This window comes from Pseudomonas sp. WS 5021, from assembly GCF_012985535.1.
Lineage (GTDB): Bacteria > Pseudomonadota > Gammaproteobacteria > Pseudomonadales > Pseudomonadaceae > Aquipseudomonas.
Map to the genome: position 1 here is coordinate 93609 of NZ_JAAQWP010000003.1, position 25358 is coordinate 118966.

The 25358-nt window shown below is 60.4% G+C and carries 24 protein-coding genes; 13 read left to right on the forward strand and 11 right to left on the reverse strand.

The features are described from left to right. Window positions 1-11 precede the first annotated feature (11 nt). Together HBO19_RS10390 and dprA are read right to left on the reverse strand one after the other, a co-directional pair. Window positions 12-569 carry an L-threonylcarbamoyladenylate synthase gene (locus tag HBO19_RS10390; protein WP_169954078.1) on the reverse strand — a complete coding sequence of 186 codons (558 nt, stop codon included), beginning with the start codon at window positions 567-569 and terminating at the stop codon, window positions 12-14. Between the two features lie 54 nt (window positions 570-623). Then, window positions 624-1718, reverse strand: a complete 1095-nt coding sequence (dprA, locus tag HBO19_RS10395) for a DNA-processing protein DprA (RefSeq protein WP_170057461.1) — start codon at window positions 1716-1718, stop codon at window positions 624-626. Window positions 1719-1983: 265 nt separating this feature from the next. Here dprA and def point away from each other — a divergent pair, with 265 nt between their 5' ends. From def to HBO19_RS10420, 5 genes are read left to right on the forward strand one after another with little or no spacing between them, the layout of a single operon-like run. Further along, window positions 1984-2490 (forward strand): peptide deformylase, encoded by a 507-nt coding sequence (gene def / locus HBO19_RS10400; protein ID WP_029290229.1) that lies wholly within the window; start codon window positions 1984-1986, stop codon window positions 2488-2490. A 57-nt stretch (window positions 2491-2547) separates the two neighbouring features. Then, window positions 2548-3498 (forward strand): methionyl-tRNA formyltransferase, encoded by a 951-nt coding sequence (gene fmt, locus HBO19_RS10405; RefSeq protein ID WP_170057462.1) that lies wholly within the window; start codon window positions 2548-2550, stop codon window positions 3496-3498. After that, window positions 3498-4808: a 16S rRNA (cytosine(967)-C(5))-methyltransferase RsmB gene (gene rsmB / locus HBO19_RS10410; protein WP_170057463.1), complete on the forward strand. Its 1311-nt coding sequence runs from the start codon at window positions 3498-3500 to the stop codon at window positions 4806-4808. The genes fmt and rsmB overlap by 1 nt, the downstream gene beginning before the upstream one ends. A 23-nt stretch (window positions 4809-4831) precedes the next feature. Further along, window positions 4832-6205: a Trk system potassium transporter TrkA gene (gene trkA / locus HBO19_RS10415; protein WP_057957876.1), complete on the forward strand. Its 1374-nt coding sequence runs from the start codon at window positions 4832-4834 to the stop codon at window positions 6203-6205. A gap of 18 nt (window positions 6206-6223) precedes the next feature. Continuing rightward, on the forward strand, window positions 6224-6535 hold the full coding sequence (locus tag HBO19_RS10420) for a tetratricopeptide repeat protein (protein ID WP_170057464.1): 312 nt from the start codon (window positions 6224-6226) through the stop codon (window positions 6533-6535). A gap of 128 nt (window positions 6536-6663) precedes the next feature. Here HBO19_RS10420 and HBO19_RS10425 read toward each other — a convergent pair whose 3' ends face one another. Together HBO19_RS10425 and tag are read right to left on the reverse strand one after the other, a co-directional pair. Beyond that, window positions 6664-7551, reverse strand: a complete 888-nt coding sequence (locus tag HBO19_RS10425; protein WP_169954073.1) for a lysophospholipid acyltransferase — start codon at window positions 7549-7551, stop codon at window positions 6664-6666. Between the two features lie 40 nt (window positions 7552-7591). After that, complete coding sequence (gene tag, locus HBO19_RS10430; protein WP_169954072.1) at window positions 7592-8149, reverse strand: DNA-3-methyladenine glycosylase I; 558 nt, start codon at window positions 8147-8149, stop codon at window positions 7592-7594. Between the two features lie 81 nt (window positions 8150-8230). On the opposite strand from tag, the gene glyQ reads away from it, so the two are divergent. The 4 genes from glyQ to HBO19_RS10450 all read left to right on the forward strand — a co-directional run bounded on the left by glyQ (window position 8231) and on the right by HBO19_RS10450 (window position 12627). Then, the gene (glyQ, locus tag HBO19_RS10435) at window positions 8231-9184 is read left to right on the forward strand and encodes a glycine--tRNA ligase subunit alpha (protein ID WP_170057465.1); all 954 of its coding nucleotides are present in this window, start codon (window positions 8231-8233) and stop codon (window positions 9182-9184) included. After that, window positions 9181-11235, forward strand: coding sequence for a glycine--tRNA ligase subunit beta (glyS, locus tag HBO19_RS10440; RefSeq protein ID WP_170057466.1), 2055 nt, complete (start codon window positions 9181-9183; stop codon window positions 11233-11235). Before glyQ ends, glyS begins: the two co-directional genes overlap by 4 nt. Next, a complete protein-coding gene (gmhB, locus tag HBO19_RS10445) occupies window positions 11235-11774 on the forward strand; it encodes a D-glycero-beta-D-manno-heptose 1,7-bisphosphate 7-phosphatase (RefSeq protein ID WP_169954151.1) in 540 nt (179 codons plus the stop codon). The genes glyS and gmhB overlap by 1 nt, the downstream gene beginning before the upstream one ends. A gap of 82 nt (window positions 11775-11856) precedes the next feature. Beyond that, window positions 11857-12627 carry a lysophospholipid acyltransferase family protein gene (locus tag HBO19_RS10450; protein ID WP_170057467.1) on the forward strand — a complete coding sequence of 257 codons (771 nt, stop codon included), beginning with the start codon at window positions 11857-11859 and terminating at the stop codon, window positions 12625-12627. Between the two features lie 169 nt (window positions 12628-12796). Here the strand turns inward: HBO19_RS10450 and HBO19_RS10455 are convergent, their stop codons facing one another. The 3 genes from HBO19_RS10455 to HBO19_RS10465 form a co-directional block, all read right to left on the reverse strand. Further along, entirely contained in the window at window positions 12797-15100 is a 2304-nt protein-coding gene (locus HBO19_RS10455) for a CHASE2 domain-containing protein (protein WP_170057468.1), read from the reverse strand. Between the two features lie 18 nt (window positions 15101-15118). Then, window positions 15119-16108 carry a FecR domain-containing protein gene (locus HBO19_RS10460; protein ID WP_170057469.1) on the reverse strand — a complete coding sequence of 330 codons (990 nt, stop codon included), beginning with the start codon at window positions 16106-16108 and terminating at the stop codon, window positions 15119-15121. A 369-nt stretch (window positions 16109-16477) separates the two neighbouring features. After that, window positions 16478-16750, reverse strand: coding sequence for a hypothetical protein (locus tag HBO19_RS10465; RefSeq protein ID WP_170042009.1), 273 nt, complete (start codon window positions 16748-16750; stop codon window positions 16478-16480). A gap of 199 nt (window positions 16751-16949) precedes the next feature. Between HBO19_RS10465 and HBO19_RS10470 the strand changes: the two genes are divergently transcribed. Next, a complete protein-coding gene (locus HBO19_RS10470; RefSeq protein WP_170057470.1) occupies window positions 16950-17669 on the forward strand; it encodes a response regulator transcription factor in 720 nt (239 codons plus the stop codon). 100 nt (window positions 17670-17769) lie between these two features. On the opposite strand, the gene gyrB is transcribed toward HBO19_RS10470, so the two are convergent. Genes gyrB through dnaA form a run of 4 tightly spaced genes read right to left on the reverse strand, consistent with a single transcriptional unit; the run spans window position 17770 to window position 23979 of the window. Beyond that, window positions 17770-20187, reverse strand: coding sequence for a DNA topoisomerase (ATP-hydrolyzing) subunit B (gene gyrB, locus HBO19_RS10475; RefSeq protein WP_032857164.1), 2418 nt, complete (start codon window positions 20185-20187; stop codon window positions 17770-17772). A gap of 4 nt (window positions 20188-20191) precedes the next feature. Beyond that, window positions 20192-21295, reverse strand: a complete 1104-nt coding sequence (gene recF, locus HBO19_RS10480; protein WP_029290195.1) for a DNA replication/repair protein RecF — start codon at window positions 21293-21295, stop codon at window positions 20192-20194. 20 nt (window positions 21296-21315) lie between these two features. Beyond that, window positions 21316-22419, reverse strand: coding sequence for a DNA polymerase III subunit beta (dnaN, locus tag HBO19_RS10485; RefSeq protein WP_057439291.1), 1104 nt, complete (start codon window positions 22417-22419; stop codon window positions 21316-21318). 39 nt (window positions 22420-22458) lie between these two features. Continuing rightward, a complete protein-coding gene (dnaA, locus tag HBO19_RS10490) occupies window positions 22459-23979 on the reverse strand; it encodes a chromosomal replication initiator protein DnaA (RefSeq protein ID WP_170057471.1) in 1521 nt (506 codons plus the stop codon). Between the two features lie 585 nt (window positions 23980-24564). On the opposite strand from dnaA, the gene rpmH reads away from it, so the two are divergent. Genes rpmH through yidD form a run of 3 tightly spaced genes read left to right on the forward strand, consistent with a single transcriptional unit; the run spans window position 24565 to window position 25358 of the window. After that, the gene (gene rpmH / locus HBO19_RS10495) at window positions 24565-24699 is read left to right on the forward strand and encodes a 50S ribosomal protein L34 (RefSeq protein WP_003213577.1); all 135 of its coding nucleotides are present in this window, start codon (window positions 24565-24567) and stop codon (window positions 24697-24699) included. A gap of 16 nt (window positions 24700-24715) precedes the next feature. Further along, window positions 24716-25120, forward strand: a complete 405-nt coding sequence (gene rnpA, locus HBO19_RS10500) for a ribonuclease P protein component (RefSeq protein ID WP_308936377.1) — start codon at window positions 24716-24718, stop codon at window positions 25118-25120. After that, the gene (gene yidD, locus HBO19_RS10505) at window positions 25113-25358 is read left to right on the forward strand and encodes a membrane protein insertion efficiency factor YidD (protein ID WP_010465488.1); all 246 of its coding nucleotides are present in this window, start codon (window positions 25113-25115) and stop codon (window positions 25356-25358) included. The genes rnpA and yidD overlap by 8 nt, the downstream gene beginning before the upstream one ends.

The window sequence follows — 25358 nt, forward strand, 5'->3', positions numbered from 1 at the left end:
ACGCCTGGGTCTCAGGACGGGCGCCGAACCTCGCCCGTCGCCAGGTCCCGAATCAAACTCGGGTTCTTGCGCCCACCCAGGCTACCGCCCAGCACCAAATCCACCTGCCCACGGAAATACTGCTCCACCCGGATCCGCGTGCGCGCTGCCGGCCGGCCTTGCGGGTTGGCCGAGGTGGAAATCAACGGGCCCACCAATGCACACAAATCCCGCACCAGCGGATGATCACTGACCCGCAATGCCACGGTGTCGTGCTTGCCGGTAATCCACTCAGGCAGCAGGTCCTGATGGGGCACCAGCCAGGTATTGGGTCCCGGCCAGGTACTGGCCATGCGGTCGATCCAGGTGTCCGGGAAGTCTTCGAACAGAAAATCGAACTGCCGGATATTGTCGGCGACCAGGATCAAGCCCTTGTCCACCGAGCGGCCCTTGATCGCCAGCAAGCGCTCCACCGCCTCTTCGTTCCACGGGTCGCAGCCCAGGCCCCACACCGCCTCGGTCGGATAGGCAATCACCGCGCCTGCGCGAATTTCTCGTGCGGCTTCTTGCACACGCCACCTGTTGACCATTACTCACTCTCCGGACTAAAGCTCTGCGCAGTTTACCGATCTTCGTTACAAAACCTAACTGCGCGCGAGCCAGCGACCACTTTCGCAGATCACCCGGCCCTCCAGCTCCAGTTCGGTGAGGCTCGCCAACACCTGGGACAGGCTCTGCCCGCTGGCGATGGCCAGGCCTTCGCTGGTGTGGGGCGCGGCGTGCAGCAACGCCAGCAGCGGATGGGTCACCGGCACCGGCGCGGGCCGCGACAACGCCTGCCAGCCGCGCAGCCCCTCCAGGATGTGCTCGATGGTCTCCACCAGCACCGCCCCCTCACGGATCAGTTGGTGACAACCCCTGGCCCCCGGGTGATGAATCGACCCCGGTATGGCGTACACCTCGCGGCCCTGCTCGGCCGCCAGCCGCGCGGTGATCAGCGAACCGCTGGCCACGCTGGCTTCCACCACCAGCACGCCCAGGGACAGGCCACTGATGATGCGGTTGCGTCGCGGGAAGTTGCCGGCCTGGGGCCCGGCGTCCAGCGGGAACTCGGAAACCACCGCGCTGCCCTGGGCAATCATCGCCTCGGCGAGCCGGCGGTGGCGCTGTGGATAAAAATTTTCCAGGCCGGTACCCAACACCCCGATTGTCTGCCCCCCGACATCTAATGCCGCCTGGTGCGCCGCCCCATCGATGCCCAGGGCCAGGCCGCTGGTGATCACAAAACCGGCGCCCGCCAGGCTGCGGGAAAAGGCCGCCGCCGTATCCATTCCGGGTCGGGAAGCACGGCGGCTGCCGACCATGGCCAGCTGCGGTTTTTCCAGGATGGCGGGATTGCCGGCGACGAATAACAAGGGTGGCGCATCGTCCAACTCGGCCAGCAGGGCCGGGTAGTCGGGCTGGTCCCACATCAGCAAATGTTGGGCCGGATGCTCAAGCCAAGCCAATGCGACGCTGGCGCCATCACGCACCTGCACGCTGCGCCGGGCTTCGGCGCAGGCGGCCGGCAACCCCAGGGAGCGCCAGGCACTGGCCGGTGCGCCGATGGCTTTCGAGGCGCAACCAAAGGCCTCGATCAACGTCTTGAAACGCCTGGGCCCCAGCTCCGGCATGCGGTGCAAACGCAGGCGGGCTTCGAGCTCGGCAGGGGAAATATCTGCAGTAGGGATTGCTGACATATGATCATCCTTGATCAGGAACAAGCTGTGGATAACTCTGTTGGTAACTTATTTAGCAGGCTAATTATTGCAACTGGTTATTGCCGCCCAACCTGGCGCCCCGTTTTGAAGACGAGTAGCGATTTCCTCATGGGGGCAATCTCCTTTATTATGTCGGTTCGCGTGAAATGCCTTGGCCTTCGCGGCCTGCGAGCGTTTCACACCGGCCGTGCGGGGTGTCCCGAGGCCGATTTGCCTTTACCTCACATGTGCAGCAATTACGCTTATGGCTATTTTGAACATCCTCGAATTCCCGGACTCGCGCCTGCGCACTATCGCCAAACCGGTGGCCGTAGTGGACGACAAGGTTCGTCAGCTGGTCGATGACATGTTTGAAACAATGTATGAAGCCCCGGGCATCGGCCTCGCCGCCACCCAGGTCAACGTGCACCTGCGCGTGGTGGTCATGGACCTGTCCGAAGACCGCAGCGAACCGATGGTGTACATCAACCCGGAATTCGAGCCGCTGACCGACGAGATGGGCGAATACCAGGAAGGCTGCCTGTCGGTGCCGGAGTTCTACGAGAACGTCGAACGCCCGCTGCGCGTCAAGATCAAGGCCCTGGACCGCGACGGCAAGCCATTCGAGCTGATTGCCGAAGGCCTGCTGGCGGTGTGCATCCAGCACGAGTGCGACCACCTCAACGGCAAGCTGTTTGTCGATTACCTGTCCACGCTCAAACGCGACCGGATCAAGAAGAAACTGGAAAAGAAGCATCGCCAGCAAGCTTGATTCCCTTCTTTCAAAGGCTTGCTCCGGCAAGCCTTTTTCTTTTGTGAGACGTTTCCCATGACCGAGCCACTGCGCATCGTTTTTGCCGGCACCCCTGAATTTGCCGCCGAACACCTCAAGGCCCTGCTTGCCAGCCCTTATGAAATCGTCGCGGTGTACACCCAGCCGGATCGCCCGGCCGGCCGTGGGCAAAAACTGATGCCCAGCCCGGTCAAGCAACTGGCGCTGGAAAACGGCATCGTCGTGCTGCAACCGCCGACCCTGCGCAATGCCGAGGCCCAGGCTGAACTGGCAGCACTGAAGCCGGACCTGCTGGTGGTGGTGGCCTACGGCCTGATCCTCCCCCAAGCAGTGCTGGATATCCCGCGCCTGGGTTGCATCAACAGCCACGCCTCGCTGCTACCGCGCTGGCGCGGTGCGGCGCCGATCCAGCGCGCGGTGCAAGCCGGTGACGCACAAAGCGGCGTGACCGTGATGCGCATGGAAGCCGGCCTGGACACCGGGCCGATGCTGCTCAAGGTGACCACGCCCATCACCGCCCAAGACACCGGCGGCAGCCTGCACGACCGCCTGGCCGAGATGGGCCCGCCAGCGGTGGTCGAGGCGATTGCCGGCCTCGCTGCTGGCACCTTGCACGGTGAAGCGCAGGACGACAGCCTCGCCACCTACGCCCACAAGCTGAACAAGGACGAAGCGCGCATCGACTGGAGCCGCCCGGCCGTGGAACTGGAGCGCCTGGTACGTGCCTTCAACCCGTGGCCGATCTGCCACAGCACCCTCAATGGCGAAGCCTTGAAAGTCCTCGCCGCCACCCTGGCCGACGGCAGCGGCGCACCCGGTGAAATCATCGGCGCCAGCAAGGAAGGCCTGCTGGTGGCCTGCGGCGAACAGGCACTGTGTCTGACTCGTCTGCAATTGCCCGGCGGCAAGGCGCTGAACTTCAGCGACTTGTTCAACAGCCGTCGTGAGAAATTTGCCCCCGGCATCATCCTCGGAGTGGACGCTTGATGAACCCGCGTTTGGCCGCCGCCAAGGCCCTGGCCGCCGTGCTCAATGGCAAGGCTTCCCTGAACAGCTCGTTGCCGGTGCAACTGGATAAAGTCGAAGACCGCGATCGCGGCTTCACCCAGGACCTGGCCTTTGGCACCGCCCGCTGGCAGCCGCGTCTGTCGGCGCTGGCGGCCAAGTTGCTGCAAAAGCCGTTCAAGGCCGCCGATGCCGACGTCGAGGCGCTGCTCCTGGTGGGCCTCTACCAGTTGCTCTACAGCCGCGTGCCGGCCCACGCCGCCATCGGCGAAACCGTGGGGTGCGCCGACAAGCTGAAAAAGCCCTGGGCCAAGGCCTTGCTCAACGCCGTGCTGCGCCGTGCCCAGCGCGAAAGCGTGGGGTTGCTGGCCGAGCTCGAACACGACCCGGTAGTGCGCACCGCGCACCCGCGCTGGCTGCAAAAATCCCTCAAGGCATTCTGGCCAGAGCAGTGGGAAGCCATCTGCGCCGCCAACAATGCCCACCCGCCGATGATTCTGCGGGTCAATCGCCGCCATCACAGCCGCGATGCCTATCTCCAACTACTGGCAGAGGCCGGCATCAATGCCAGCGCCTGCGTGTACAGCCAGGACGGCATCGTGCTGGAGACCGCAGGCGATGTGCGCAGCCTGCCAGGCTTTGCCGAAGGCTGGATCAGCGTGCAGGACGAAGCCGCGCAACTTGCCGCCGACCTGCTTGACCTGGCGCCGGGCCAACGGGTGCTGGACGCCTGCTGCGCCCCAGGCGGCAAGACCTGCCACATCATGGAAGTGCAGCCGGGCCTGGCCGGTGTCGTCGCCGTCGACCTGGAAGCCAAGCGCCTGGTGCGCGTGCGCGAAAACCTCGCGCGCCTGGGCCTGGACGCCGAGCTGATTGCCGCCGATGGGCGCGACACCGCCGCCTGGTGGGATGGCAAGCCGTTCCAGCGCATCCTGCTGGACGCACCCTGTTCCGCCACCGGTGTGATCCGCCGTCACCCGGATATCAAGCTCACCCGCCAACCCGACGACATCGCCGCCCTGGCTGTGCTGCAAGGCGAGTTGCTGGACGCGCTGTGGCCGACGCTGGAAGTCGGTGGCATCCTGCTCTACGCCACCTGCTCGACCTTGCCGACCGAAAACACCGACGTGATCGAAGCCTTCCTCGCCCGCACCAGCGGCGCGCGGGAGTTGGACATTGCCACTACCGCCGGCATCAAGCAGCCCCACGGCCGCCAGTTGCTGGCGCAGGAAGGCGGGCACGATGGCTTCTATTACGCCAAGCTGATCAAGATTGCCGCGGCACGCGGTTGAATGGTTTTTAAGGGAGTGACCGGATGAAGATCATCATCCTTGGCGCAGGGCAGGTCGGCGGTACGCTGGCCGAGCATTTGGCCAGTGAAGCCAACGACATTACCGTGGTCGACACCGACGCCGAACGCCTGCGCGGTCTGGGCGATCGCCTGGATATCCGTACGGTCCAGGGCCGTGCCTCGTTCCCCACCGTGCTGCGCCAGGCCGGCGCCGACGATGCCGACATGCTGGTGGCGGTGACCAACAGTGACGAGACCAATATGGTCGCCTGCCAGGTCGCCCACACCCTGTTCCACACCCCGACCAAGATCGCCCGGGTGCGTGAAGCGGCCTACCTGACCCGCGCCGGCCTGTTCGACAACGACGCGATTCCGGTGGACGTGCTGATCAGCCCCGAGCAAGTGGTTACCCACTACATCAAGCGCCTGATCGAAATCCCCGGCGCGCTGCAGGTGATCGACTTTGCCGAAGGCAAGGCGCAACTGGTGGCGGTCAAGGCCTACTACGGCGGGCCGCTGGTGGGCCAGCAACTGCGCCAATTGCGCGAACATATGCCGAATGTGGAAACCCGCGTGGCCGCGATTTTCCGTCGCGACCGGCCGATCCTGCCCCAGGGCGACACGGTGATCGAAGCCGACGACGAAGTCTTCTTCATCGCCGCCAAGGCCAATATTCGTGCCGTGATGAGCGAAATGCGCCGGCTCGACGAGAGCTACAAGCGCATCGTCATCGCCGGCGGCGGGCAGATCGGCGAGCGCCTGGCCGAGGCCATCGAAAGCCGCTACCAGGTGAAGATCATCGAGATGAACGCCGCGCGCTGCCGCTACTTGTCCGATACCCTCGACAGCACCGTGGTGCTGCAAGGCAGCGCTTCGGATCGCGACCTGCTGATGGAAGAGAACATCGCCGACGCCGATATCTTCCTGGCCCTGACCAACGACGACGAAGCCAATATCATGTCGTCGCTGCTGGCCAAGCGGCTGGGGGCGAAGAAGGTGATGACCATCATCAACAACCCGGCCTATGTGGACCTGATCCAGGGTGGCGACATCGACATTGCCATCAGCCCGCAATTGGCCACCATCGGTACCCTGCTGGCCCACGTGCGGCGCGGCGATATCGTCAGCGTGCACTCATTGCGCCGGGGGGCGGCGGAAGCCATCGAGGCGATCGCCCACGGTGACTCCAAGTCGAGCAAGGTGATCGGCCGGGCGATCCGCGATATCGGCTTGCCACCGGGCACCACCATTGGCGCGATCATCCGCGATGAAGAAGTGATCATCGCCCATGACGATACGGTGATCGCCACGGGCGACCATGTGATCCTGTTCCTGGTGGATAAAAAACATATCCGCGATGTGGAGAAGCTGTTCCACGTGGGGTTGAGCTTTTTCTGATCTGACGGAGAGACCGACATGCTCGAATCCCTGGAAAAAATGCTCGCCAAGGGTGTGGATAACTCGCTGCTGCGCTTTGGCTTGGGCAAGGGTTACCTGGATTTGAAGGACAACGCCAAGGCAGCCGAGCATTTAGGCAAGTGCGTCGGGTTTGACCCGAAGTATTCGGCGGCGTGGAAGCTGCTGGGCAAGGCACACGCTGCACTCGGCGATAAAGACGCGGCACGCCAGGCATGGGAGAAGGGTATCGAAGCGGCCCAGGCCCATGGCGACAAGCAGGCCGAGAAAGAGATGACGGTGTTCCTGAAAAAACTCGATCGCCAAGCCTGAGGCACCCCCTGTGGGAGCTGGCTTGCCTGCGATGCAGGCGACTCGGTCTCTCAGTGACACCGAGGCGATGCTATCGCAGGCAAGCCAGCTCCTACATTTGATCTTCGTTGCTTGCAGAGCCGGGTGTATCAGTACCAACGCGCCTCGCCCGGCGGGCGTTTCTTGAAGCGCTTCATGCTCCACATGTACTGGCTCGGGTAGGCGCCGACATAACGCTCCACCACCTTGCTCATCGCCGCGCAGGACGTGGCCGTGTCGGTGCTGTACATGTCTTCTGGCGCCGCTTCCAGGATCACTTTGTAACCCGAGCCGTCCGGCAGCCGCAGGGCATGCAGGAACACGCCCACCGCCTTATGGCCGGCGAGCATATTCGGCACGAACTTGCTGGTCAGCGCCTGGGTGGCGAAGAACGGTACGAAGATCCCGGCCGATTCTGCCGGCTCCGGGTCAGCGGGAATCCCCACCTGGCCGCCCTTGCGCACTTCCTTGATGACGCTGAGGATGCCTTCTTTGGTCGACGCCGCCACCCGGTTGCCCAACTGCACGCGTTGCTTGCGCAGCAGGTCATCCACCGCCTTGAGCTTGGGCGGGCGATAGAAAATGATCGGTTTGCACTGGCTGCAATAGAAGTGGTTCAACACTTCCCAGTTGCCCAGGTGGCTGGTGATGCCGACCACGCCTTTGCCCGAGGCCAGGGCTTGCTGCAGCACTTCCAGGCCTTCGACTTCACGTACCAGGTCGATAGAACGCTGGGCCGGCCAGATCCAGGCGCACGCGCTCTCGGTCAGGGACTTGCCGATGTCCATCAGGCTCTGGCCGACCAGGCGCTCGCGCTCGGCCGGGTCCATGTCCGGGAAACACTTGGAGAGGTTGATCCGCACCGTGTCGCGGGAGCGGTTGGGGGTCTTCCACATGATCCAGCCAATCGCCGAACCCACGGCTTGCACGGCGCGCCAGGGCAGCAGGGCAAACAATCGCAGAGCGCCTACCAGCAAGACGCCTTTTAACTTTTCCACAGGTCACTCCTGATCGTGTGTGGTGCGCAAAGCGGCCATTCTACCCGGCGTTGACCAAGTCCGCGTAACGGTCGCAGTCCTGGGTGTGGTCCATGACCATCCCTGAGGCCTGCATGAACGCGTAGCAGATGGTCGGCCCGACGAACGTGAAGCCGGCTTTCTTGAGGGCTTTGCTCATGGCTTCGGCCTCTGGCGTAATCGCCGGGACCTGGCTGCGATCCTTGAAGTGATTGACCTTGGGCACGCCGCCGACAAACGACCAGAGCAACCCCACCGGGTCCTCCAGCGCCAGCCAGGCCGCGGCATTGCGCCGGGTGGCATTGAGTTTCAAGCGGTTGCGCACAATGCCTGGGTCGAGCATCAACTGCTCGATCTGGGCATCGCTCAACTGCGCCAGGCGCTTTGGATCAAAACCGAACAAGACCTTTCGATAATGCTCGCGTTTGCGTAAAACGGTGATCCAGGACAGGCCCGCCTGGAACCCTTCGAGCAAAAGCAACTCGAACAAACCCTGCGCATCGCGCAGCGGCGTTCCCCACTCTTGATCGTGATAAGCCATGTACAGCGGATCTTCAGAACACCAAAAGCAGCGTGGCATAAGGCTCCAGGGAGTGGTGGCGGGGCCGAATCGGGTATACTCCCGCCCTTTAAATCGCAGCCCAAGTAACAGGTGAATTTTGTGAGCCAGCCTACGCCAGCCGTGCGTACCTTCCAAGACTTGATCCTCGCCCTCCAGCAATACTGGGCCGAGCAAGGTTGTGTGGTACTTCAGCCCTACGATATGGAAGTAGGCGCCGGCACTTTCCACACCGCAACATTCCTGCGGGCCATCGGCCCGGAAACCTGGAACGCCGCTTATGTGCAGCCCAGTCGTCGCCCGACTGACGGCCGCTACGGCGAAAACCCCAACCGCCTGCAGCACTACTATCAGTTCCAGGTGGTCCTCAAGCCCAACCCGGACAACTTCCAGGAGCTGTACCTGGGTTCGCTGAAACATGTCGGCCTGGACCCACTGGTCCACGACATCCGTTTCGTCGAAGACAACTGGGAATCGCCAACCCTCGGCGCCTGGGGCCTGGGCTGGGAAGTCTGGCTCAACGGCATGGAAGTCACGCAGTTCACCTACTTCCAGCAGGCGGGCGGCATCGAGTGCTACCCGGTGACCGGCGAAATCACCTACGGCCTGGAACGCCTGGCCATGTACCTGCAGGGCGTGGACTCGGTCTACGACCTGGTGTGGGCTGACGGCCCGTTCGGCAAAGTGACGTATGGCGATGTGTTCCACCAGAACGAAGTGGAGCAGTCGACCTACAACTTCGAACACGCCAACGTCGAGAAGCTGTTCGAACTGTTCGACTTCTACGAAAGCGAAGCCAAGCGCCTGATCGAACTGGATCAGCCGTTGCCGTTGCCAAGCTACGAAATGGTCCTGAAGGCATCCCACACCTTCAACCTGCTGGACGCCCGCCGTGCCATCTCGGTAACTGCGCGCCAGCAATACATCCTGCGTGTCCGCACCCTGGCGCGTTCCGTTGCGCAAGCCTACCTGCTGGCACGCGCCAAGCTGGGCTTCCCGATGGCGACCCCGGATCTGCGTGATGAAGTGTTGGCTAAGCTGGAGACTGCACAATGAGTGCTCAAGATTTCCTGGTTGAACTGGGCACCGAAGAGCTGCCACCCAAGGCCCTCAACACCCTGGCCGATGCATTTTTGGCCGGCATCGAGAAAGGCCTGCAGACTGCCGGCCTGAAGTTTGAAGCCAAGAAGGTCTACGCCGCGCCACGTCGCCTGGCAGTATTGCTGACCGCGCTGGAAACCCAGCAGCCGGACCGCAACATCAACCTCGACGGCCCGCCACGCCAGGCCGCCTTTGATGCTGAAGGCAACCCGACCCAGGCTGCCCTTGGTTTTGCCAAGAAGTGCGGCGTCGAGCTGAGCGAGATCGACCAGAGCGGCCCGAAACTGCGTTTCAGCCAAGTCATCAAGGGCAAGCCGACCGCCAGCCTGTTGCCGACTATCGTTGAAGATTCTCTCAATGACCTGCCGATCCCAAAGCGCATGCGCTGGGGTGCACGCAAGGAAGAGTTCGTACGTCCGACCCAATGGTTGGTGATGCTGCTCGGTGACCAAGTCATCGATTGCACCATCCTCGCCCAGAAGGCCGGTCGTGAGTCCCGTGGTCACCGCTTCCACCATCCTGAAGCCGTGCGCATCACCTCGCCGGCCAACTACGCCACTGACCTGCGTGCCGCCTACGTACTGGCCGACGCCAACGAGCGTCGCGAGCTGATCAGCAAGCGCACCGAAGAGCTGGCCCGCTTGCAGGAAGGCACCGCCATCGTGCCGCCAAGCCTGCTCGACGAAGTAACCGCGCTGGTTGAATGGCCGGTGCCACTGGTGTGCTCGTTCGAAGAGCGTTTCCTCGATGTGCCGCAAGAAGCCCTGATCACCACCATGCAGGACAACCAGAAGTATTTCTGCCTGCTGGATGTGGACGGCAAGTTGCTGCCGCGCTTTATCACCGTGGCCAACATCGAAAGCAAGGACCCGCAGCAGATCATCGCCGGTAACGAAAAAGTCGTACGCCCGCGCCTGACCGACGCCGAGTTCTTCTTCAAGCAAGACAAGAAGCAGAAGCTCGAAGACTTCAACCTGCGCCTGCAGAACGTGGTGTTCCAGGAGAAGCTGGGCAGCGTCTACGACAAGGCTGTGCGGGTTTCCAAGCTGGCGGCCTACATCGCCCCACGCATTGGCGGCGACGCTGCCTTGGCCGCACGCGCGGGCCTGCTGTGCAAATGCGACCTGGCCACCGAGATGGTCGGCGAGTTCCCGGAAATGCAAGGCGTGGCCGGTTACTACTACGCGCTCAATGACGGCGAGCCTGAAGACGTCGCCCTGGCCTTGAACGAGCAGTACATGCCGCGTGGCGCTGGCGCCGAGCTGCCGACCACCCTGACCGGTGCGGCCGTGGCCATCGCCGACAAGCTGGATACCCTGGTCGGTATCTTTGGCGTCGGCATGTTGCCGACCGGCAGCAAAGACCCATATGCCCTGCGCCGTGCCGCCCTGGGCGTGCTGCGCATCCTGATCGACAAAAAGCTCGACCTCGACCTGACCCAGGCCGTGGTATTTGCCGTCGGCCAGTTTGGTGGCAAGGTCAAGCAAGCCGGCCTGGCCGAGCAAGTGCTGGAGTTCGTGTTCGACCGCCTGCGTGCGCGCTACGAAGACGAAGGCGTGGACGTTTCCGTCTACCTCTCGGTACGTGCCCTGCAACCAGGCTCGGCACTGGACTTCGACCAGCGTGTGCAAGCCGTACAAGCGTTCCGCAAGCTGCCGGAAGCGGACGCCCTGGCCGCCGTGAACAAGCGCGTGTCGAACCTGCTGAGCAAGGCCGAAGGCCTGGGCAATGCCGATGTCGACCCTGGCCTGTTTGCCGATGCCAAGGAGTTCTCGCTGAACTCGGCCATCGCCAAGGCAGAAAACGCCGTGAAGCCGCTGATCGCCGAACGCAACTACGCCGAAGCACTGGCGCGCCTGGCCACCTTGCGTGAGCCGGTGGATGCGTTCTTCGAAGCGGTGATGATCAATGCCGAAGATGCTGGCGTGCGGAAAAACCGCTACGCCATGCTGGCGCGCCTGCGCGGCTTGTTCGTCAACATCGCTGACATTTCGACCCTGAGCTGATCATGTTGAAACTGCTGATTCTCGATCGGGACGGGGTGATCAATTACGACTCCGACGCTTACATCAAGTCGGTGGAGGAGTGGATCCCGCTGCCCGGCTCGGTCGAGGCCATCGCGCAGTTGAGCAAGGCCGGCTGGACGGTAGCCATCGCTACCAACCAGTCCGGCATCGCCCGCGGCTACTACGACATCGCCACCCTGGACGCCATGCACGCGCGCCTGCGCGCATTGGTGGCCGAGCAGGGCGGTGAGGTGGGACTGGTGGTGTACTGCCCCCACGGGCCGGATGAGGGTTGCGATTGCCGCAAACCCAAGCCTGGCATGTTGAAAATCATTTCAGAACATTACAAGGTGCCCCTGGCTGGGATATGGTTCGTCGGGGACAGTCTCGGTGACCTGGAGGCGGCCAAAGCCGTCGACTCTCAGCCAGTTTTGGTAAAGACCGGGAAAGGCGAAAAGACCCAGGCGAAAAACCTGCCGGTCGGCACCTTGATTTTTGACGATCTGGCGGCGGTTGCCGCAGAACTTATCAACAACTAGTCGCCCTCGACTTCCTGACCAAGGATTGTTCGGGAGTGCACTTTTAACAGGCGGGCGTTGTCCCGCAACGGTAAATGCTGCCATGTCGATTTTGCAGGCCATCAGAACCTTCTTCTTTTACCTGCTGCTGGGCACCAGTTCGTTTCTCTGGTGCACCCTGAGCTTTTTTATCGCGCCCTTTTTGCCATTCAAGGCGCGCTATCGCTTTATCAACGTCTATTGGTGCCGCTGCGCGTTGTGGCTGACCAAGGTGTTCCTGGGCATTCGTTTCGAGGTCAAGGGTGCCGAGAATGTGCCGGACCAGCCGTGCGTGATCCTGTCGAACCACCAGAGCACCTGGGAGACCTTCTTTCTTTCCGCGTATTTCTCGCCCCTGAGCCAGGTGCTCAAGCGTGAGTTGCTGTTCGTGCCGTTCTTTGGCTGGGCGATGGCCATGCTGCGCCCGATTGCCATCGACCGCGACAACCCCAAGGCCGCGCTCAAGCATGTGGCGAAGAAGGGTGACGAGCTGCTCAAGGATGGGGTGTGGGTACTGATCTTCCCGGAGGGCACTCGCGTACCCTTTGGCACTGTAGGCAAGTTCTCCCGGGGCGGTACGGCATTGGCGGTCAACGCCAATCTTCCAGTACTGCCGATTGCCCACAATGCCGGCAAGTTCTGGCCCAAGGAAGGCTGGGCCAAGCGTAAAGGCACCATCACCGTGGTGATCGGCGAGCCGATGTATGCGCAAGGGGAAGGACCGCGTGCAATTGCCGCGCTCAATGACCGCGCTGCAGCGTGGAATGAGGCGCAGCAACGGGCCATGGGTTCGCTGCCGCCACTGCCGATTGCAGCGGACCAGGCGGTGATCTGACGTTCTGTGGATAACCTGTGCACGGTTTGTTGGCGAAATGCAGTTTTTCGCTTGTAGGCTTATGATTCTATTACATATTTCTTAAGCTAATAAAACACCGGAAAACGTGCATAAGTTTTTTAGAGCGTTGAAAACCGGCCCTTGCGGCCGGTTTTTTATGCACAGCCGTTCACTCCTCCCACAACGGCATCTGCAGGCTGAAAACCGTGCCTTGCCCCACCACACTCACACAGTCGATCCGCCCCCCATGGCGGTCCATCACCGCCTTGACCATGGTCAGGCCCAGCCCCAGGCCTTCGCTGCCCTGAGCCGAAGCAAAACGTCGGTATTGGCTGAACAGTTCAGGCAGCTCCTGGGCCGCGATGCCGGGGCCCTGGTCCTGGATATGACAAGCCAGCCATTGGGCGTTGCGTTCCAGGCGCACCGTCACCGTGGTGCCGGCTGGGCTGTACTTGATCGCATTCTCCATCAGGTTGAACAAGGCTCGGGTGAGCAGCGACTGATCCGCGAGGACCATTTGCTCACCAGCCTCGTCCAGGTCGTGGACCAATTGGATATGTTTCAATTGGGCCAGCAGCGCGACCTGGTCAAACGCATCGAGCACCAACATGGCAAACAGGCTGGGCTCAAACTGATAACCGTCGGACTCGGCCTTGGCCAGTTGAACGAACGATTCGGTCAAATTCAATGCGCGTCGCACTTGCTGTTCGATCTGGGTAAAGACCTGCGGAACGTCTGAGGCTTCATGCCGTTGCACATCCAGCAACGCGAGGATTGCCGAGTGGGGCGCCCGCAGATCATGGGAGAGAAACCGCAGCAGGGTTTCACGTTGCTGCTGGGCGTCGCGTTCGATACTCAGGTCAGTCAGGCTCAACAGCCACCCCAACGCCACATCACCGTCGGCCGGTAACAGAGGCGCCAGTTCCAGGCGCAGGCTGCGTTGCTGGGTATCGCGGAACTCGATGATTTCCAGGGCCGATAGCGGCGTATGTACCTGGCCTTGCAAGGGCGGGTAACCCAGTGCCGCCAGTTGCTGCAGCAGGTTCTGGGCAATCAGTTCGTTGCCAAACACATCGCGGGCGATCCGATTGGCCAACAGGATCTCGCCTGTGGGATCGGTAATCAGCGTAGCGACCGGCAGGCACTCCAGGCCATCGGCCATAAAACGCCGGGTGTCGCGGGTGCGGCTGACCGCTTGCTCCAGGGCCACGATACGGCCCTGCAACACATCACCGTTGCTGACGGCCGCGCGACGGCGTTCCGGCAGCACCTTGGGCTCGCTGTCCAGGCGCGCCAATTCCCAGCCGAAGTAGGCGAGGATTACGCTCAGGCGGCGCCAGTTCCAGATCAGGTAGCCCAGCAGCATGCCGATCAGCGTGGCCGCTGGCGACCACCAGAGCCCCAGGCGCAACAAGCCCCAGGAAGCGAGGAGGGCGCCCGCCATGCAGCCCAGGGTCAGCCACAGCGCATAACGCGGGCGCAACAGCAGCAGGCCCAGCAACAAGGCCACCATCGCGGTAGACAGCAGGGTGGCCAGCCAGCCAGGCAACACGGTAATGCTGCGCCCTTGCAGCAAGCCGTTGAGGATATTGGCCTGGATCTCGACGCCCGGGGTGGTACCGACGCTGGCCGAAAGCGGTGTCACATAGCGATCGCCCATGCCCGGTGCAGTGGCCCCCACCAGAATGATCCGATCACGCAACAGTTGGGCAGGGACCTCACCGCGCAAGACACTGACATACGGCACGCTGGGAAAGCCGTGGTCGGTGGCGATAAAAGGGATGCGGATGGCATTGTCACGCTGCCAATCGGTTACTTCAGAAGACGCTGACAGCCCTGGCATATCGGTGTGCTGGCCGGTCAGCTCGAAGGCCAACCAGGCCAGTTGCGGGACCAGTTGCCCCGGCGGCCCCTCACGCAGGTACAGGCTGCGCACAATACCGTCGCTGTCCGCTTCCACGTTGATATGACCCACCCCCCTCGCACAATCGCGCAGTGGCAGCACAGGGAGGATCTGCGCGATGGGTTGCCCCAGGCGCGGCGTGCCTTCGCGAATCAACGGCAGCAGGACATTGCCGGCATTGCACATAGCCTGGGCCAGGCGTTGATCATTGGCCGGCTCGCGCGCCGGTTCGCTGAAGATCACATCGAGCAGGATCCCGGCGGGTTTGGCCGCACTCAACTGGTCAATCAGGTCGGCATGCAGGCGCCGCGACCACGGCCATTGACCGAGTTCCTTGAGGCTCATGTCGTCAATGTTCACCAGCAGGATGCGCGGATCCACCGGCAACGGCGCCATGCGCCGCAGGCTGTCGTACAGCAGGTTATTCAGGGCAAGGCCGGGGCTTAGCGACAGAAAGGCCGTCATCGGCAGCAGAAGCAGACCGATCCACAGCCACTCCCTGACCAGCCCATTGAACAGGCGTTGGGCCTGGGTCGGCTGGCGCTGTTCAGCCCGGCGCCACCACTTCACCGTGCGAGCGCCGCGCTGCTACTGCACACGGGTGGCAGGTGGGTAATAGAAGATGTCATAAACGCCTGCTTCTCCTTCCAGTCCCTGGTCATCAAAGGCCGACACGCGCACGTGATAGAACGAGGCCTTGAGTCCAGTGAAGCTCAAGCGCGGCTCACTGGAGAAGTTTTCCTGCTTGATGTTCATGAAGGTTTTATCGGTAGCTACTTGCGCACGGTAGCGCTGGGCCCCCGGTTGCGGGTGCAGGATCAATGTCCATACCGGCGCATCGCCTTTCTGGCCGTCCTGGCCCATCAGGCGCGGCGCGGGCAATAGGTCGACTGTCTTCAACTCGCCCTGGGGCTTGAGCAGCACACCTTGTCGAGCGCCGACCTTCAGTTCACCTTCCACCGCGCCCGTATGCGGCTTTTTCTTCAGCTGTTTGCCTACCGGCTGCGGTTCGGTCCGGCTGGCGGCTACCTGGCCGTTGAGCACTTCGACCACCGATTGCTGATCGTCGTTACGCACACGAAAGTGCGTACCGCGCACGCCCAGTACGCCCACCGGGGTCACGATCTGAAAACGGTCATAGTCACTGGTGCGCTTGAGTACGTAGGCCTCGACCTGGCCTTGTTGCAGGATGACCTGGGGGATCGCCTGTTCTTCCACCAAATGCAAACGCACCTCGGAGCTGGAGGGCAGGACGATGCGTGAGCCATCGCCCAGCAACAGGCTGACAAACGCCGATGGCGAGGTTTTTACGCTTTCCTGCTCATCGATCAGCATGCCTTCTTCCAACACACTGGGGCGCCCCTTGGCGTCCAGCTTCCAGGCTTCACCGGTAAGGTTCTGCACGACTGCCGGCAGCGGCTGTGCCCGGCACATCAGGTTGTCATCAATGTAGGGCGCGCGCACAGGTGCAGGCTTGGCGAGGACTTGTGGGCTGGTGACCACCAGGGCCAGGGCCAGGCTTGAGCCAAACAAAGAGGAAAGGGAATAGCGACGAGGAAAGAGGGTCATGGCGCTCATCAAGGTTCTAGTTCTAAAGGTCCGTCAGACTGCACATTCAGAAAGCGTCTTGCGGCGGCAGGACCTTGAATCTCGCCTACGATACCCGATGACGCATCGAACTCGATAGCCGTAGTGGCAGGGATGAGGCGCCAAGAAAGGTGACACATCCCTGTGTCTGCCGGATCGACGACGTCGAACCGGATGTACATCGAAGAAATACTGTCCCTCACATCCCTCCGACAGCAGCCCATGGCGAACCGCGGACTACAGATGATACATCCGTGTATCGAGAGCGCTTCCCGCGCACGCCCTCCATGTGTCACTCAGCGAAAGAGAATTTACCTACAAGAGTGGTGCATAGGGGAGTAGTGCAACATTTGTTCAGATTTAGAAGATCCATCGTTGATCCTGGTCCAGCAAGCTTCCGTGTTGAAACGCCTGCGGGGCATCGATTTCCCTGAGTCCTGCGTAACCGAGGCCGTCTACGGATTCGGCGTACACCGTCATTTCGTCAAGTGGGGCAGACTGTGCCGGGCTGCAGGCATCCACCATTTCTGTGCCAAAACCTGTTGCCATCACCAGCATGAACATCTTTCCCCACACTCTGACCTTCTGCACGAGACACACCTGTCCCGACAGCGCATAAAACCTGATTGGCATTGATCCTTTTCCTGAGGGGCTTGAGCCGGTATCTTTCCAGCTGGGTACGCGATGTTTAACGGCCTTAGAGCTATCTGATATCAGCGTACCGAGAGATTCAGGGAGCTTGAGAAACTGGCCACAATTGTTCAGATTCAACGGTGAACCATTACGCTCTCTTCAACCGCTGCAACATTCTTCAAGAAGAAAGGACCCTGCCATGCGTGTCGCGATACTGGATGACGAACCTGCCGAATTGCGGCGGGTGGAACAGACACTGCGACAAATCCCAAGTGCCTTGGAGCAGCCATGGACGCTGCATTGCTTCGAACGTGGCGAAGACTTGCTGCGCCAACTGCGCCGAGAAACCTTCGACTTGCTGGTACTCGACTGGCAGTTGCCGGACCTGAGCGGCATCGCGATCCTGCGCTGGACCCGTGAGCACATGGAGGCGCCACCGCCCGTGATTATGCTGACCAGCCGCGATGCCGAGAGCGATATCGTCCAGGCCCTGAACAGCGGTGCCGATGACTACGTCAGCAAACCGTTTCGCCCCAACGAACTGAAGGCACGGGTGAGTGCCGTCCTGCGTCGTCACGGCCTGCAGAAATCTGCTGCCACCGAAATGCTGGTTTTCAACGACCTGACCTTCGACGATGCCGAACTGACCGTCAGCCGCGCGGGTGATCCAATCAACCTGACCGAAAGGGAATACCGCCTGGCACGCTGCCTCTTCGCCAACCTGGCCCGGCCGCTGTCACGGGAATATCTCTATGAACGGTTCTGGACCCATGAAGAAATGGTGTCTTCGCGCCCGCTGGATACCCACATTTATCGGCTACGAAACAAGCTTGGGCTGACGCCGGAGCGGGGTTGGCAGCTGCTGACGATCTATGGGTACGGCTATCGGTTGGAGAGCGTGACCGCAGCGACGGCATAGCCGATGTTCCACGTGGAGCATTTAAAAAGGGCTCCAAAATCTGGGCGATAAAAAAAGGCCAACGTTAAACGTTGGCCTTTTTTGTTTGGCAATAGCGTTATCAGAAGTCCAGGTTGGACACTGCCAAGGCATTGCTCTCGATGAAGTCACGACGTGGCTCGACCGCATCACCCATCAGGGTGTTGAAGATCTGGTCCGCGCCAATGGCGTCTTCGATGGTCACACGCAGCATACGGCGCTGGGCTGGGTCCATGGTGGTTTCCCACAGCTGGTCAGGGTTCATTTCGCCCAGACCTTTGTATCGCTGGATGGTGTGACGCTTGGTGCTTTCTGCCATCAACCAGTCCAGGGCTTCCTTGAACTCCTTGACCTGCTTCTTGCGTTCGCCGCGCTGAATGTACGCGCCGTCGTCCAGCAGGGTGCTCAGTTGCGCGCCCAGGGTTACCACGGTCTTGTAGTCGTTACTGCCGAAGAAGTCGCGGTTGAAGGTGACGTAGTTCGACAGGCCGTGGGAGATCAGTTCGACCTCTGGCAGCCAGACGTTACGTTCACGGTCTTCACGCAGGCTGGCTTTGTACACCAGGCCAGACTTCTCGACGGTGCGCAGGCGCACTTCGTACTGGGCCAGCCAATCCTGCATCGCTGCGTGATCGCCCAACTGCTCCAGGCTGACAGCCGGCAGGTAGATGAAGTGCTCGGTCAGCTCCTGAGGGTACAGGCGCGACAAACGCTTGAGGGTCTTCATCACCATGCGGAAGTCGTTTACCAGACGCTCCAGCGCCTCACCGGAGATGCCCGGGGCTTCGTCGTTCAGGTGCAGGCTGGCATCTTCCAGGGCCGACTGCGTCATGTACTCTTCCATGGCGTCGTCGTCTTTGATGTATTGCTCTTGCTTGCCCTTTTTCACTTTGTACAACGGCGGCTGGGCGATGTAGATGTAGCCACGCTCGATCAGCTCCGGCAACTGACGGAAGAAGAAGGTCAGCAGCAGGGTACGGATGTGCGAACCGTCGACGTCAGCATCGGTCATGATGATGATGTTGTGGTAGCGCAACTTGTCGATGTTGTACTCGTCGCGACCAATGCCACAGCCCAGGGCGGTGATCAAGGTGCCGACTTCCTGGGAGGAAATCATCTTGTCGAAACGGGCCTTCTCGACGTTGAGGATCTTACCCTTCAACGGCAGGATCGCCTGGGTGCGACGGTTACGACCCTGCTTGGCGGAACCGCCAGCAGAGTCACCTTCCACCAGGTACAGTTCGGAGAGGGCAGGGTCCTTCTCCTGGCAGTCCGCCAGTTTGCCCGGCAGGCCAGCGATATCCAGCGCGCCTTTACGACGGGTCATTTCACGGGCTTTACGCGCCGCTTCACGGGCCCGTGCCGCGTCGATCATCTTGCCGACGACCAGCTTGGCTTCGTTGGGGTTTTCCAGCAGGAAGTCGGAGAAGTACTTGCCCATTTCCTGTTCGACAGCCGTCTTCACTTCAGAAGAAACCAGCTTGTCTTTGGTCTGGGAACTGAACTTCGGATCCGGGACCTTGACCGAAATAATCGCGGTCAGGCCTTCGCGGGCATCGTCACCAGTAGTGGCAACTTTATGCTTCTTCGCCAGGCCTTCGGCTTCGATGTAGGTGTTCAGGTTACGCGTCAGTGCGGAACGGAAACCCACCAGGTGAGTACCGCCATCGCGCTGTGGAATGTTGTTGGTGAAGCACAACAGGTTCTCGTTGAAGCTGTCGTTCCACTGCAAGGCGATTTCCACGCCGATGCCGTCTTCACGCTGGATGTTGAAGTGGAACACCTGGTTGACCGCAGTCTTGTTGGTGTTCAGGTATTCAACGAATGCACGCAGGCCGCCTTCGTACTTGAACAGCTCTTCCTTGCCGCTGCGCTCGTCCTTGAGGACGATACCCACACCGGAGTTGAGGAAGGACAGCTCACGAATCCGCTTGGCCAGGATGTCCCAGCTGAAGTGGATATTCTTGAAGGTGTCAGCCGAAGGCTTGAAGTGAATCTGGGTGCCTGTGGTTTCGCTGTCGCCAACGATCGCCATAGGTGCTTGAGGCACGCCGTGGACGTAGGTCTGTTCCCAGATCTTGCCGCTGCGGCGCACAGTCAGAATCAGTTCTTCCGACAGGGCGTTTACCACCGACACACCTACACCGTGCAAACCGCCGGATACTTTATAGGAGTTGTCGTCGAACTTACCGCCGGCGTGGAGCACGGTCATGATGACCTCTGCTGCCGATACGCCTTCTTCTTTATGCACATCTACCGGAATGCCGCGACCGTTGTCGCGTACGGTGATGGATTCATCCGGGTGGATGATGATGCTGATGTCGTCGCAATGGCCGGCGAGCGCTTCGTCGATGGAGTTGTCGACCACCTCGAACACCATGTGGTGCAGACCGCTACCATCATCGGTGTCGCCAATGTACATACCGGGACGTTTGCGTACGGCATCCAAACCTTTCAGCACTTTAATGCTGGTCGAGTCGTACGTGTTTTCTTCGCTCATGCCTTCACTCCCGATGGTCGTGGGTCTGGGTGATACGGCCTTGTTCCACGTGGAACAAAGCGACTGGCGTTTCCGTCTGCCAGCCTTCCCTCAATAATTCGTGGTCTACACAGGTAATAAATACCTGGCAGCGTAAGTCTTCCAACAAGCGGCATAGCGCGCGGCGGTGTTGCTCGTCCAATTCGGACGGCAAGTCATCCACCAGATAAATACACTGCCCGCGCCGGGCCTGGCTAACCAAGTGCCCCTGGGCGATACGCAACGCGCAGACCACCAACTTCTGCTGGCCACGGGACAAGATATCCGCGGCGTTATGTGCGCCTAATCTAAGGCGCAAATCAGCGCGTTGCGGCCCTGCCTGGGTGTGGCCAATTTGCTGATCCCGTTGCAAAGAGGTGGCGAGTACTGCACTCAAGTCACGCTCTTTGTCCCAACCACGGTAGTAGCTCAGCGTCAGTCCCTCGAGTTCCAGCAACTCACTCAAGGTCTGTTCAAAGACTGGTTTCAAGGCTTTGATGTAGGTGCGGCGGTATTCATCTATTTCGTCGCTGGCCAGGCACAGTTCACGGTCCCAGGCCGCTTGCGAAGCGGCGTCAAGTGTACCATGCCGCAGCCATGAGTTCCGCTGCCGCAGGGCCTTCTGCAGGCGCTGCCACGTGGCCATGAACCTCGGTTCCACGTGGAACACTCCCCAATCGAGGAACTGCCGGCGAATTTTTGGTGCCCCCTCCAATAAACGGAAGCTGTCAGGGTTGATCAATTGCAGGGGTAGGATTTCCGCCAACTGCGCTGCACTGCGCGCATTCTGCCCATCGATACGGATCTGGAACTCTCCCTGCCGATCACGAGATATCCCCAGGCTGCTGTGCCCGCCTTGCGCCAGTTCGACCTGGCCAAAAACGGTGCACGCCAATTGCTCGTATTGAATGACCGGTAACAGGCGGGCGCTGCGAAAGGAACGAGCCAGGCCCAGCAAGTGAATGGCTTCCAGCACGCTGGTTTTGCCACTGCCGTTGGCGCCATGGAGGATATTGATGCGGGGGGAGGGGGAGAAGGTCACCGGGTGCAGATTGCGCACCGCGGTGACCGAGACGCGACTGAGGGACATCTAGCTTCTGCTGAGCATGATTACAGGCGCATCGGCATAACAACATAAGCCGAGTCGTCGTTATCGGATTCTTGCACCAGGGCGCTGCTGTTGGAGTCCGACAGGATCAGACGCACTTGCTCGGTGGTCATCACACCCAGCACGTCCAGCAGGTAGCTCACGTTGAAGCCGATCTCCAGGGATCCACCGTTGTAGTCGACGCCAACTTCTTCTTCCGCTTCTTCCTGTTCCGGGTTGTTGGCCTGGATTTTCAGCTGGCCGTTGGCCAATTGCAGGCGAATACCACGGTACTTCTCGTTGGACAGGATCGCGGTACGGCTGAACGCTTCACGTAGCGCCTGGCGATCACCGATCACCAGCTTGTCGCCGCCTTTGGGCAGCACGCGCTCGTAGTCCGGGAATTTGCCGTCTACCAGCTTGGAGGTGAAGGTGAACTCGCCGGTGGTAGCACGGATGTGATGCTGGCCTAGGACGATGCTGACGTTACCGTCCGGCTCGGTGAGCAGGCGCGCCAGTTCAAGGATACCTTTGCGCGGCACGATGACCTGGTGGCGGTCCGGCTGACCGATATCGGCCTTCATCGAGCACATTGCCAGACGGTGACCGTCGGTGGCCACGGCACGGATGATGCCTTCGGAGACTTCCAGCAGCATGCCGTTGAGGTAGTAACGCACATCCTGCTGGGCCATGGCGAAGCTGGTGCGTTCGATCAAACGGCGCAGGCGGCTTTGCTCCAGGCTGCAAGTCAGCGAACCGGGACCTTCTTCTACCGTCGGGAAATCGTTGGCCGGCAGGGTCGACAAGGTGAAACGACTGCGCCCAGCCTTGACCACCAACTTCTGCTCATCAACCTTGATGTCGATCAGCGCATCGTTGGGCAGGCTTTTGCAGATATCCATCAGCTTGCGCGCAGGCACGGTGATCTCACCGGGCTCGGCGGGTTCTTCGAGCTGTACGCGACCAACCAGTTCGACTTCCAGGTCGGTACCGGTCAACGACAACTGCTGGCCTTCGACAACCAACAATACGTTGGAAAGTACCGGCAAGGTCTGTCGGCGCTCGACGACGCCTGCGACCAGTTGCAGGGGTTTCAACAGGGCTTCGCGTTGAATGGTGAAATGCATGGTCTAGTCCCTTGCCTTAATAAGCTGCGCTGGTGTTCATCAAGTTGTCAGTGTACGCAGCAGGTTCTTGTAGTCCTCGCGAATATCCGCGTCGGATTCCTTAAGTTCATTGATCTTGCGGCACGCGTGCAAGACCGTGGTGTGGTCGCGACCACCAAACACATCGCCAATTTCCGGCAGGCTGTGGTTGGTCAGCTCCTTGGAGAGCGCCATGGCCACCTGACGGGGACGCGCTACCGAGCGCGAGCGGCGCTTGGACAGCAGGTCGGAAATCTTGATCTTGTAGTACTCGGCCACGGTGCGTTGAATGTTATCCACACTGACCAGCTTGTCTTGCAGCGCCAACAGGTCCTTCAGGGATTCGCGAATCAGCTCGATAGTGATATCGCGGCCCATGAAGTGCGAGTGAGCGATAACGCGCTTGAGCGCACCTTCGAGCTCACGCACGTTGGAGCGAATACGCTGGGCAATGAAGAATGCCGCATCGTGAGGCAGATCGACTTTCGCCTGGTCGGCTTTCTTCATCAGGATCGCGACCCGGGTTTCCAGTTCCGGCGGCTCTACCGCAACGGTCAGGCCCCAGCCGAAGCGCGATTTGAGGCGCTCTTCCAGGCCTTCGATTTCCTTCGGGTAACGGTCGCTGGTGAGGATGACCTGCTGGCCGCCTTCAAGCAGGGCGTTGAACGTGTGGAAAAACTCTTCCTGGGAACGTTCCTTGCGCGCGAAGAATTGAATGTCATCAATCAGCAGCGCATCGACGGAGCGATAGAAGCGCTTGAATTCGTTGATCGCATTGAGTTGCAACGCCTTGACCATGTCGGCCACGAAGCGCTCCGAGTGCAGGTACACGACCTTGGCATTCGGATTCTTCTTTAATAGGTGGTTACCCACAGCGTGCATCAAGTGCGTCTTACCCAAGCCAACGCCGCCGTAAAGGAAGAGCGGGTTGTAACCGTGCTTGGGATTGTCGGCCACCTGCCAGGCGGCGGCGCGGGCCAACTGGTTGGATTTACCTTCGACGAAGTTTTCAAAGGTAAAGGTGCGGTTCAGGTAACTGGTGTGCTTGAGCGCACCTTCGACCTGGACCGTGCGCTGCTCGGCGCGCACCGGGGCCTGCTGCGAACTGGCTCCTGCCATGGGGTCGAAGCTGTCGCGGGACGGCTCTTCGCTCACTGGCGCATTTTTTTGCGCCACGGATTTGCTCGGGGCTGGCGCAGCGGTGGCTGGTGCGTGGTTAACCGGGGCTGCCGCAGCCTGGGCGTGCGAGGCAGCCGCGGCCAGCGGCGCATTCGGCGCGGCACGCGGCGTGGAGCTGCGTTTGCTGCCTATTAATAAGGAGAGCGCTGGAGCCATCCCATTGCCATGTTCGTCGAACAATTCGAGAACGCGGCTTAGGTACTTCTCGTTGACCCAGTCGAGAACAAAACGATTGGGTGCGTAGACACGCAACTCGTCGCCTTCGGCTTCGACCTGTAGTGGACGGATCCAGGTGTTGAATTGCTGGGCAGGCAGCTCATCGCGCAAAAGCTCCACGCACTGCTGCCAAAGTTCCACTGACACGGATATCCCCTAAGTTGAAAGCCGGTGAGGCAAAAACAGCCGCCATTGTAGCGGCGAGCGGCCCACTTATCCACATGTAGGTTGCTCACAGGCCGCCAAGAATCAATGCCTTAACCGTAAAAAAGGCGACAAATGGTCTGTGCATAAGCTCTGTGGATAAGCGCCCCTAAGCTCGTTGTACAAGTGGGGTCGAAAGTCTGTGGGTAACTGGCCTGTGGATAAGTAGCCATTCCACACACAGCTTATCCGATAGCGCAGCACAGGCAGAGCACCGTTTCTCCCCCGTGTTGTCATTCTCTGTACAGCACGTGGAATATGGCCTCAAGGTAGTTATCCACAGAAGATCGCGTGCCTAGCTTTTATAAGCTTTACAGAAAAGCTTTAAATAACTTCCTTCTTTATTTTTATATCTATGGCATTGCTCGTCAAAGTCGAACCGCCCGGAATCGGTCTCGATGCCCTCAGATATCTAATTGAAGGAATAGCTGGTTGGAAATTGACCTAGAGGCTTGCTTTCTCTAGAATCCCCGGTCTCTTAAAACGGGGGCCATTCCGGCCCGTTGTGGACGAACCAGGTAACACGCCATGAAACGTACTTTCCAACCAAGCACCATCAAACGCGCCCGTACCCACGGTTTCCGTGCTCGCATGGCTACCAAGAACGGCCGTGCTGTCCTGTCGCGTCGCCGCGCCAAAGGTCGTGCGCGTCTGGCAGTTTGATAATCCGGTACTGGTGGTGAGTCAGGACTTCAGTCGGGAAAAGCGTCTGCTAACCCCCCGGCACTTCAAGGCAGTCTTTGACTCCCCCACCGGCAAGGTTCCGGGGAAAAATCTCCTGCTCCTTGCGCGTAACAACGATCTGGATCACCCCCGTCTCGGGTTGGTGATCGGCAAGAAGAGCGTAAAGCTCTCCGTTGAGCGCAATCGCCTCAAGCGTCTGATGCGCGAATCGTTTCGCCTCCACCAGGAGACTCTGGTTGGTTGGGATATTGTTATCGTCGCGCGCAAAGGCTTGGGGGACGTAGAAAACCCCGAATTGATTCAGCATTTCGGCAAGCTCTGGAAACGTTTGGCTCGCACCAGCAAGCCGACCCCAGCAGTCAGCCCCGAAACTGTAGGGGTAGACAGCACTGATGCGTAAACTGGCCCTCGTTCCGATCCAGTTTTACCGTTATGCCATTAGTCCGCTGATGGCCAGCCACTGTCGTTTCTACCCCAGTTGTTCCTGCTACGCGTATGAAGCCATAGAAAATCATGGCCTTCTGCGCGGTGGCTGGCTGACCTTTCGTCGTTTAGGTCGCTGTCATCCGTGGAATCCCGGTGGTTATGACCCGGTTCCGCCTATCCCTACCTCCCGTTCTTCTTCGATGGCCGAGTAA

What these genes read in the sequence shown, in the direction of transcription:
- HBO19_RS10390 (WP_169954078.1), bottom strand. Translation starts at nt 569, where the DNA reads ATGGTCAACAGGTGGCGTGTGCAAGAAGCCGCACGAGAAATTCGCGCA.
- dprA (WP_170057461.1), bottom strand. Translation starts at nt 1,718, where the DNA reads ATGTCAGCAATCCCTACTGCAGATATTTCCCCTGCCGAGCTCGAAGCC.
- def (WP_029290229.1), top strand. Translation starts at nt 1,984, where the DNA reads ATGGCTATTTTGAACATCCTCGAATTCCCGGACTCGCGCCTGCGCACT.
- fmt (WP_170057462.1), top strand. Translation starts at nt 2,548, where the DNA reads ATGACCGAGCCACTGCGCATCGTTTTTGCCGGCACCCCTGAATTTGCC.
- rsmB (WP_170057463.1), top strand. Translation starts at nt 3,498, where the DNA reads ATGAACCCGCGTTTGGCCGCCGCCAAGGCCCTGGCCGCCGTGCTCAAT.
- trkA (WP_057957876.1), top strand. Translation starts at nt 4,832, where the DNA reads ATGAAGATCATCATCCTTGGCGCAGGGCAGGTCGGCGGTACGCTGGCC.
- HBO19_RS10420 (WP_170057464.1), top strand. Translation starts at nt 6,224, where the DNA reads ATGCTCGAATCCCTGGAAAAAATGCTCGCCAAGGGTGTGGATAACTCG.
- tag (WP_169954072.1), bottom strand. Translation starts at nt 8,149, where the DNA reads ATGCCACGCTGCTTTTGGTGTTCTGAAGATCCGCTGTACATGGCTTAT.
- glyS (WP_170057466.1), top strand. Translation starts at nt 9,181, where the DNA reads ATGAGTGCTCAAGATTTCCTGGTTGAACTGGGCACCGAAGAGCTGCCA.
- HBO19_RS10450 (WP_170057467.1), top strand. Translation starts at nt 11,857, where the DNA reads ATGTCGATTTTGCAGGCCATCAGAACCTTCTTCTTTTACCTGCTGCTG.
- HBO19_RS10460 (WP_170057469.1), bottom strand. Translation starts at nt 16,108, where the DNA reads ATGAGCGCCATGACCCTCTTTCCTCGTCGCTATTCCCTTTCCTCTTTG.
- HBO19_RS10465 (WP_170042009.1), bottom strand. Translation starts at nt 16,750, where the DNA reads ATGCCAATCAGGTTTTATGCGCTGTCGGGACAGGTGTGTCTCGTGCAG.
- HBO19_RS10470 (WP_170057470.1), top strand. Translation starts at nt 16,950, where the DNA reads ATGCGTGTCGCGATACTGGATGACGAACCTGCCGAATTGCGGCGGGTG.
- gyrB (WP_032857164.1), bottom strand. Translation starts at nt 20,187, where the DNA reads ATGAGCGAAGAAAACACGTACGACTCGACCAGCATTAAAGTGCTGAAA.
- recF (WP_029290195.1), bottom strand. Translation starts at nt 21,295, where the DNA reads ATGTCCCTCAGTCGCGTCTCGGTCACCGCGGTGCGCAATCTGCACCCG.
- dnaN (WP_057439291.1), bottom strand. Translation starts at nt 22,419, where the DNA reads ATGCATTTCACCATTCAACGCGAAGCCCTGTTGAAACCCCTGCAACTG.
- rpmH (WP_003213577.1), top strand. Translation starts at nt 24,565, where the DNA reads ATGAAACGTACTTTCCAACCAAGCACCATCAAACGCGCCCGTACCCAC.
- yidD (WP_010465488.1), top strand. Translation starts at nt 25,113, where the DNA reads ATGCGTAAACTGGCCCTCGTTCCGATCCAGTTTTACCGTTATGCCATT.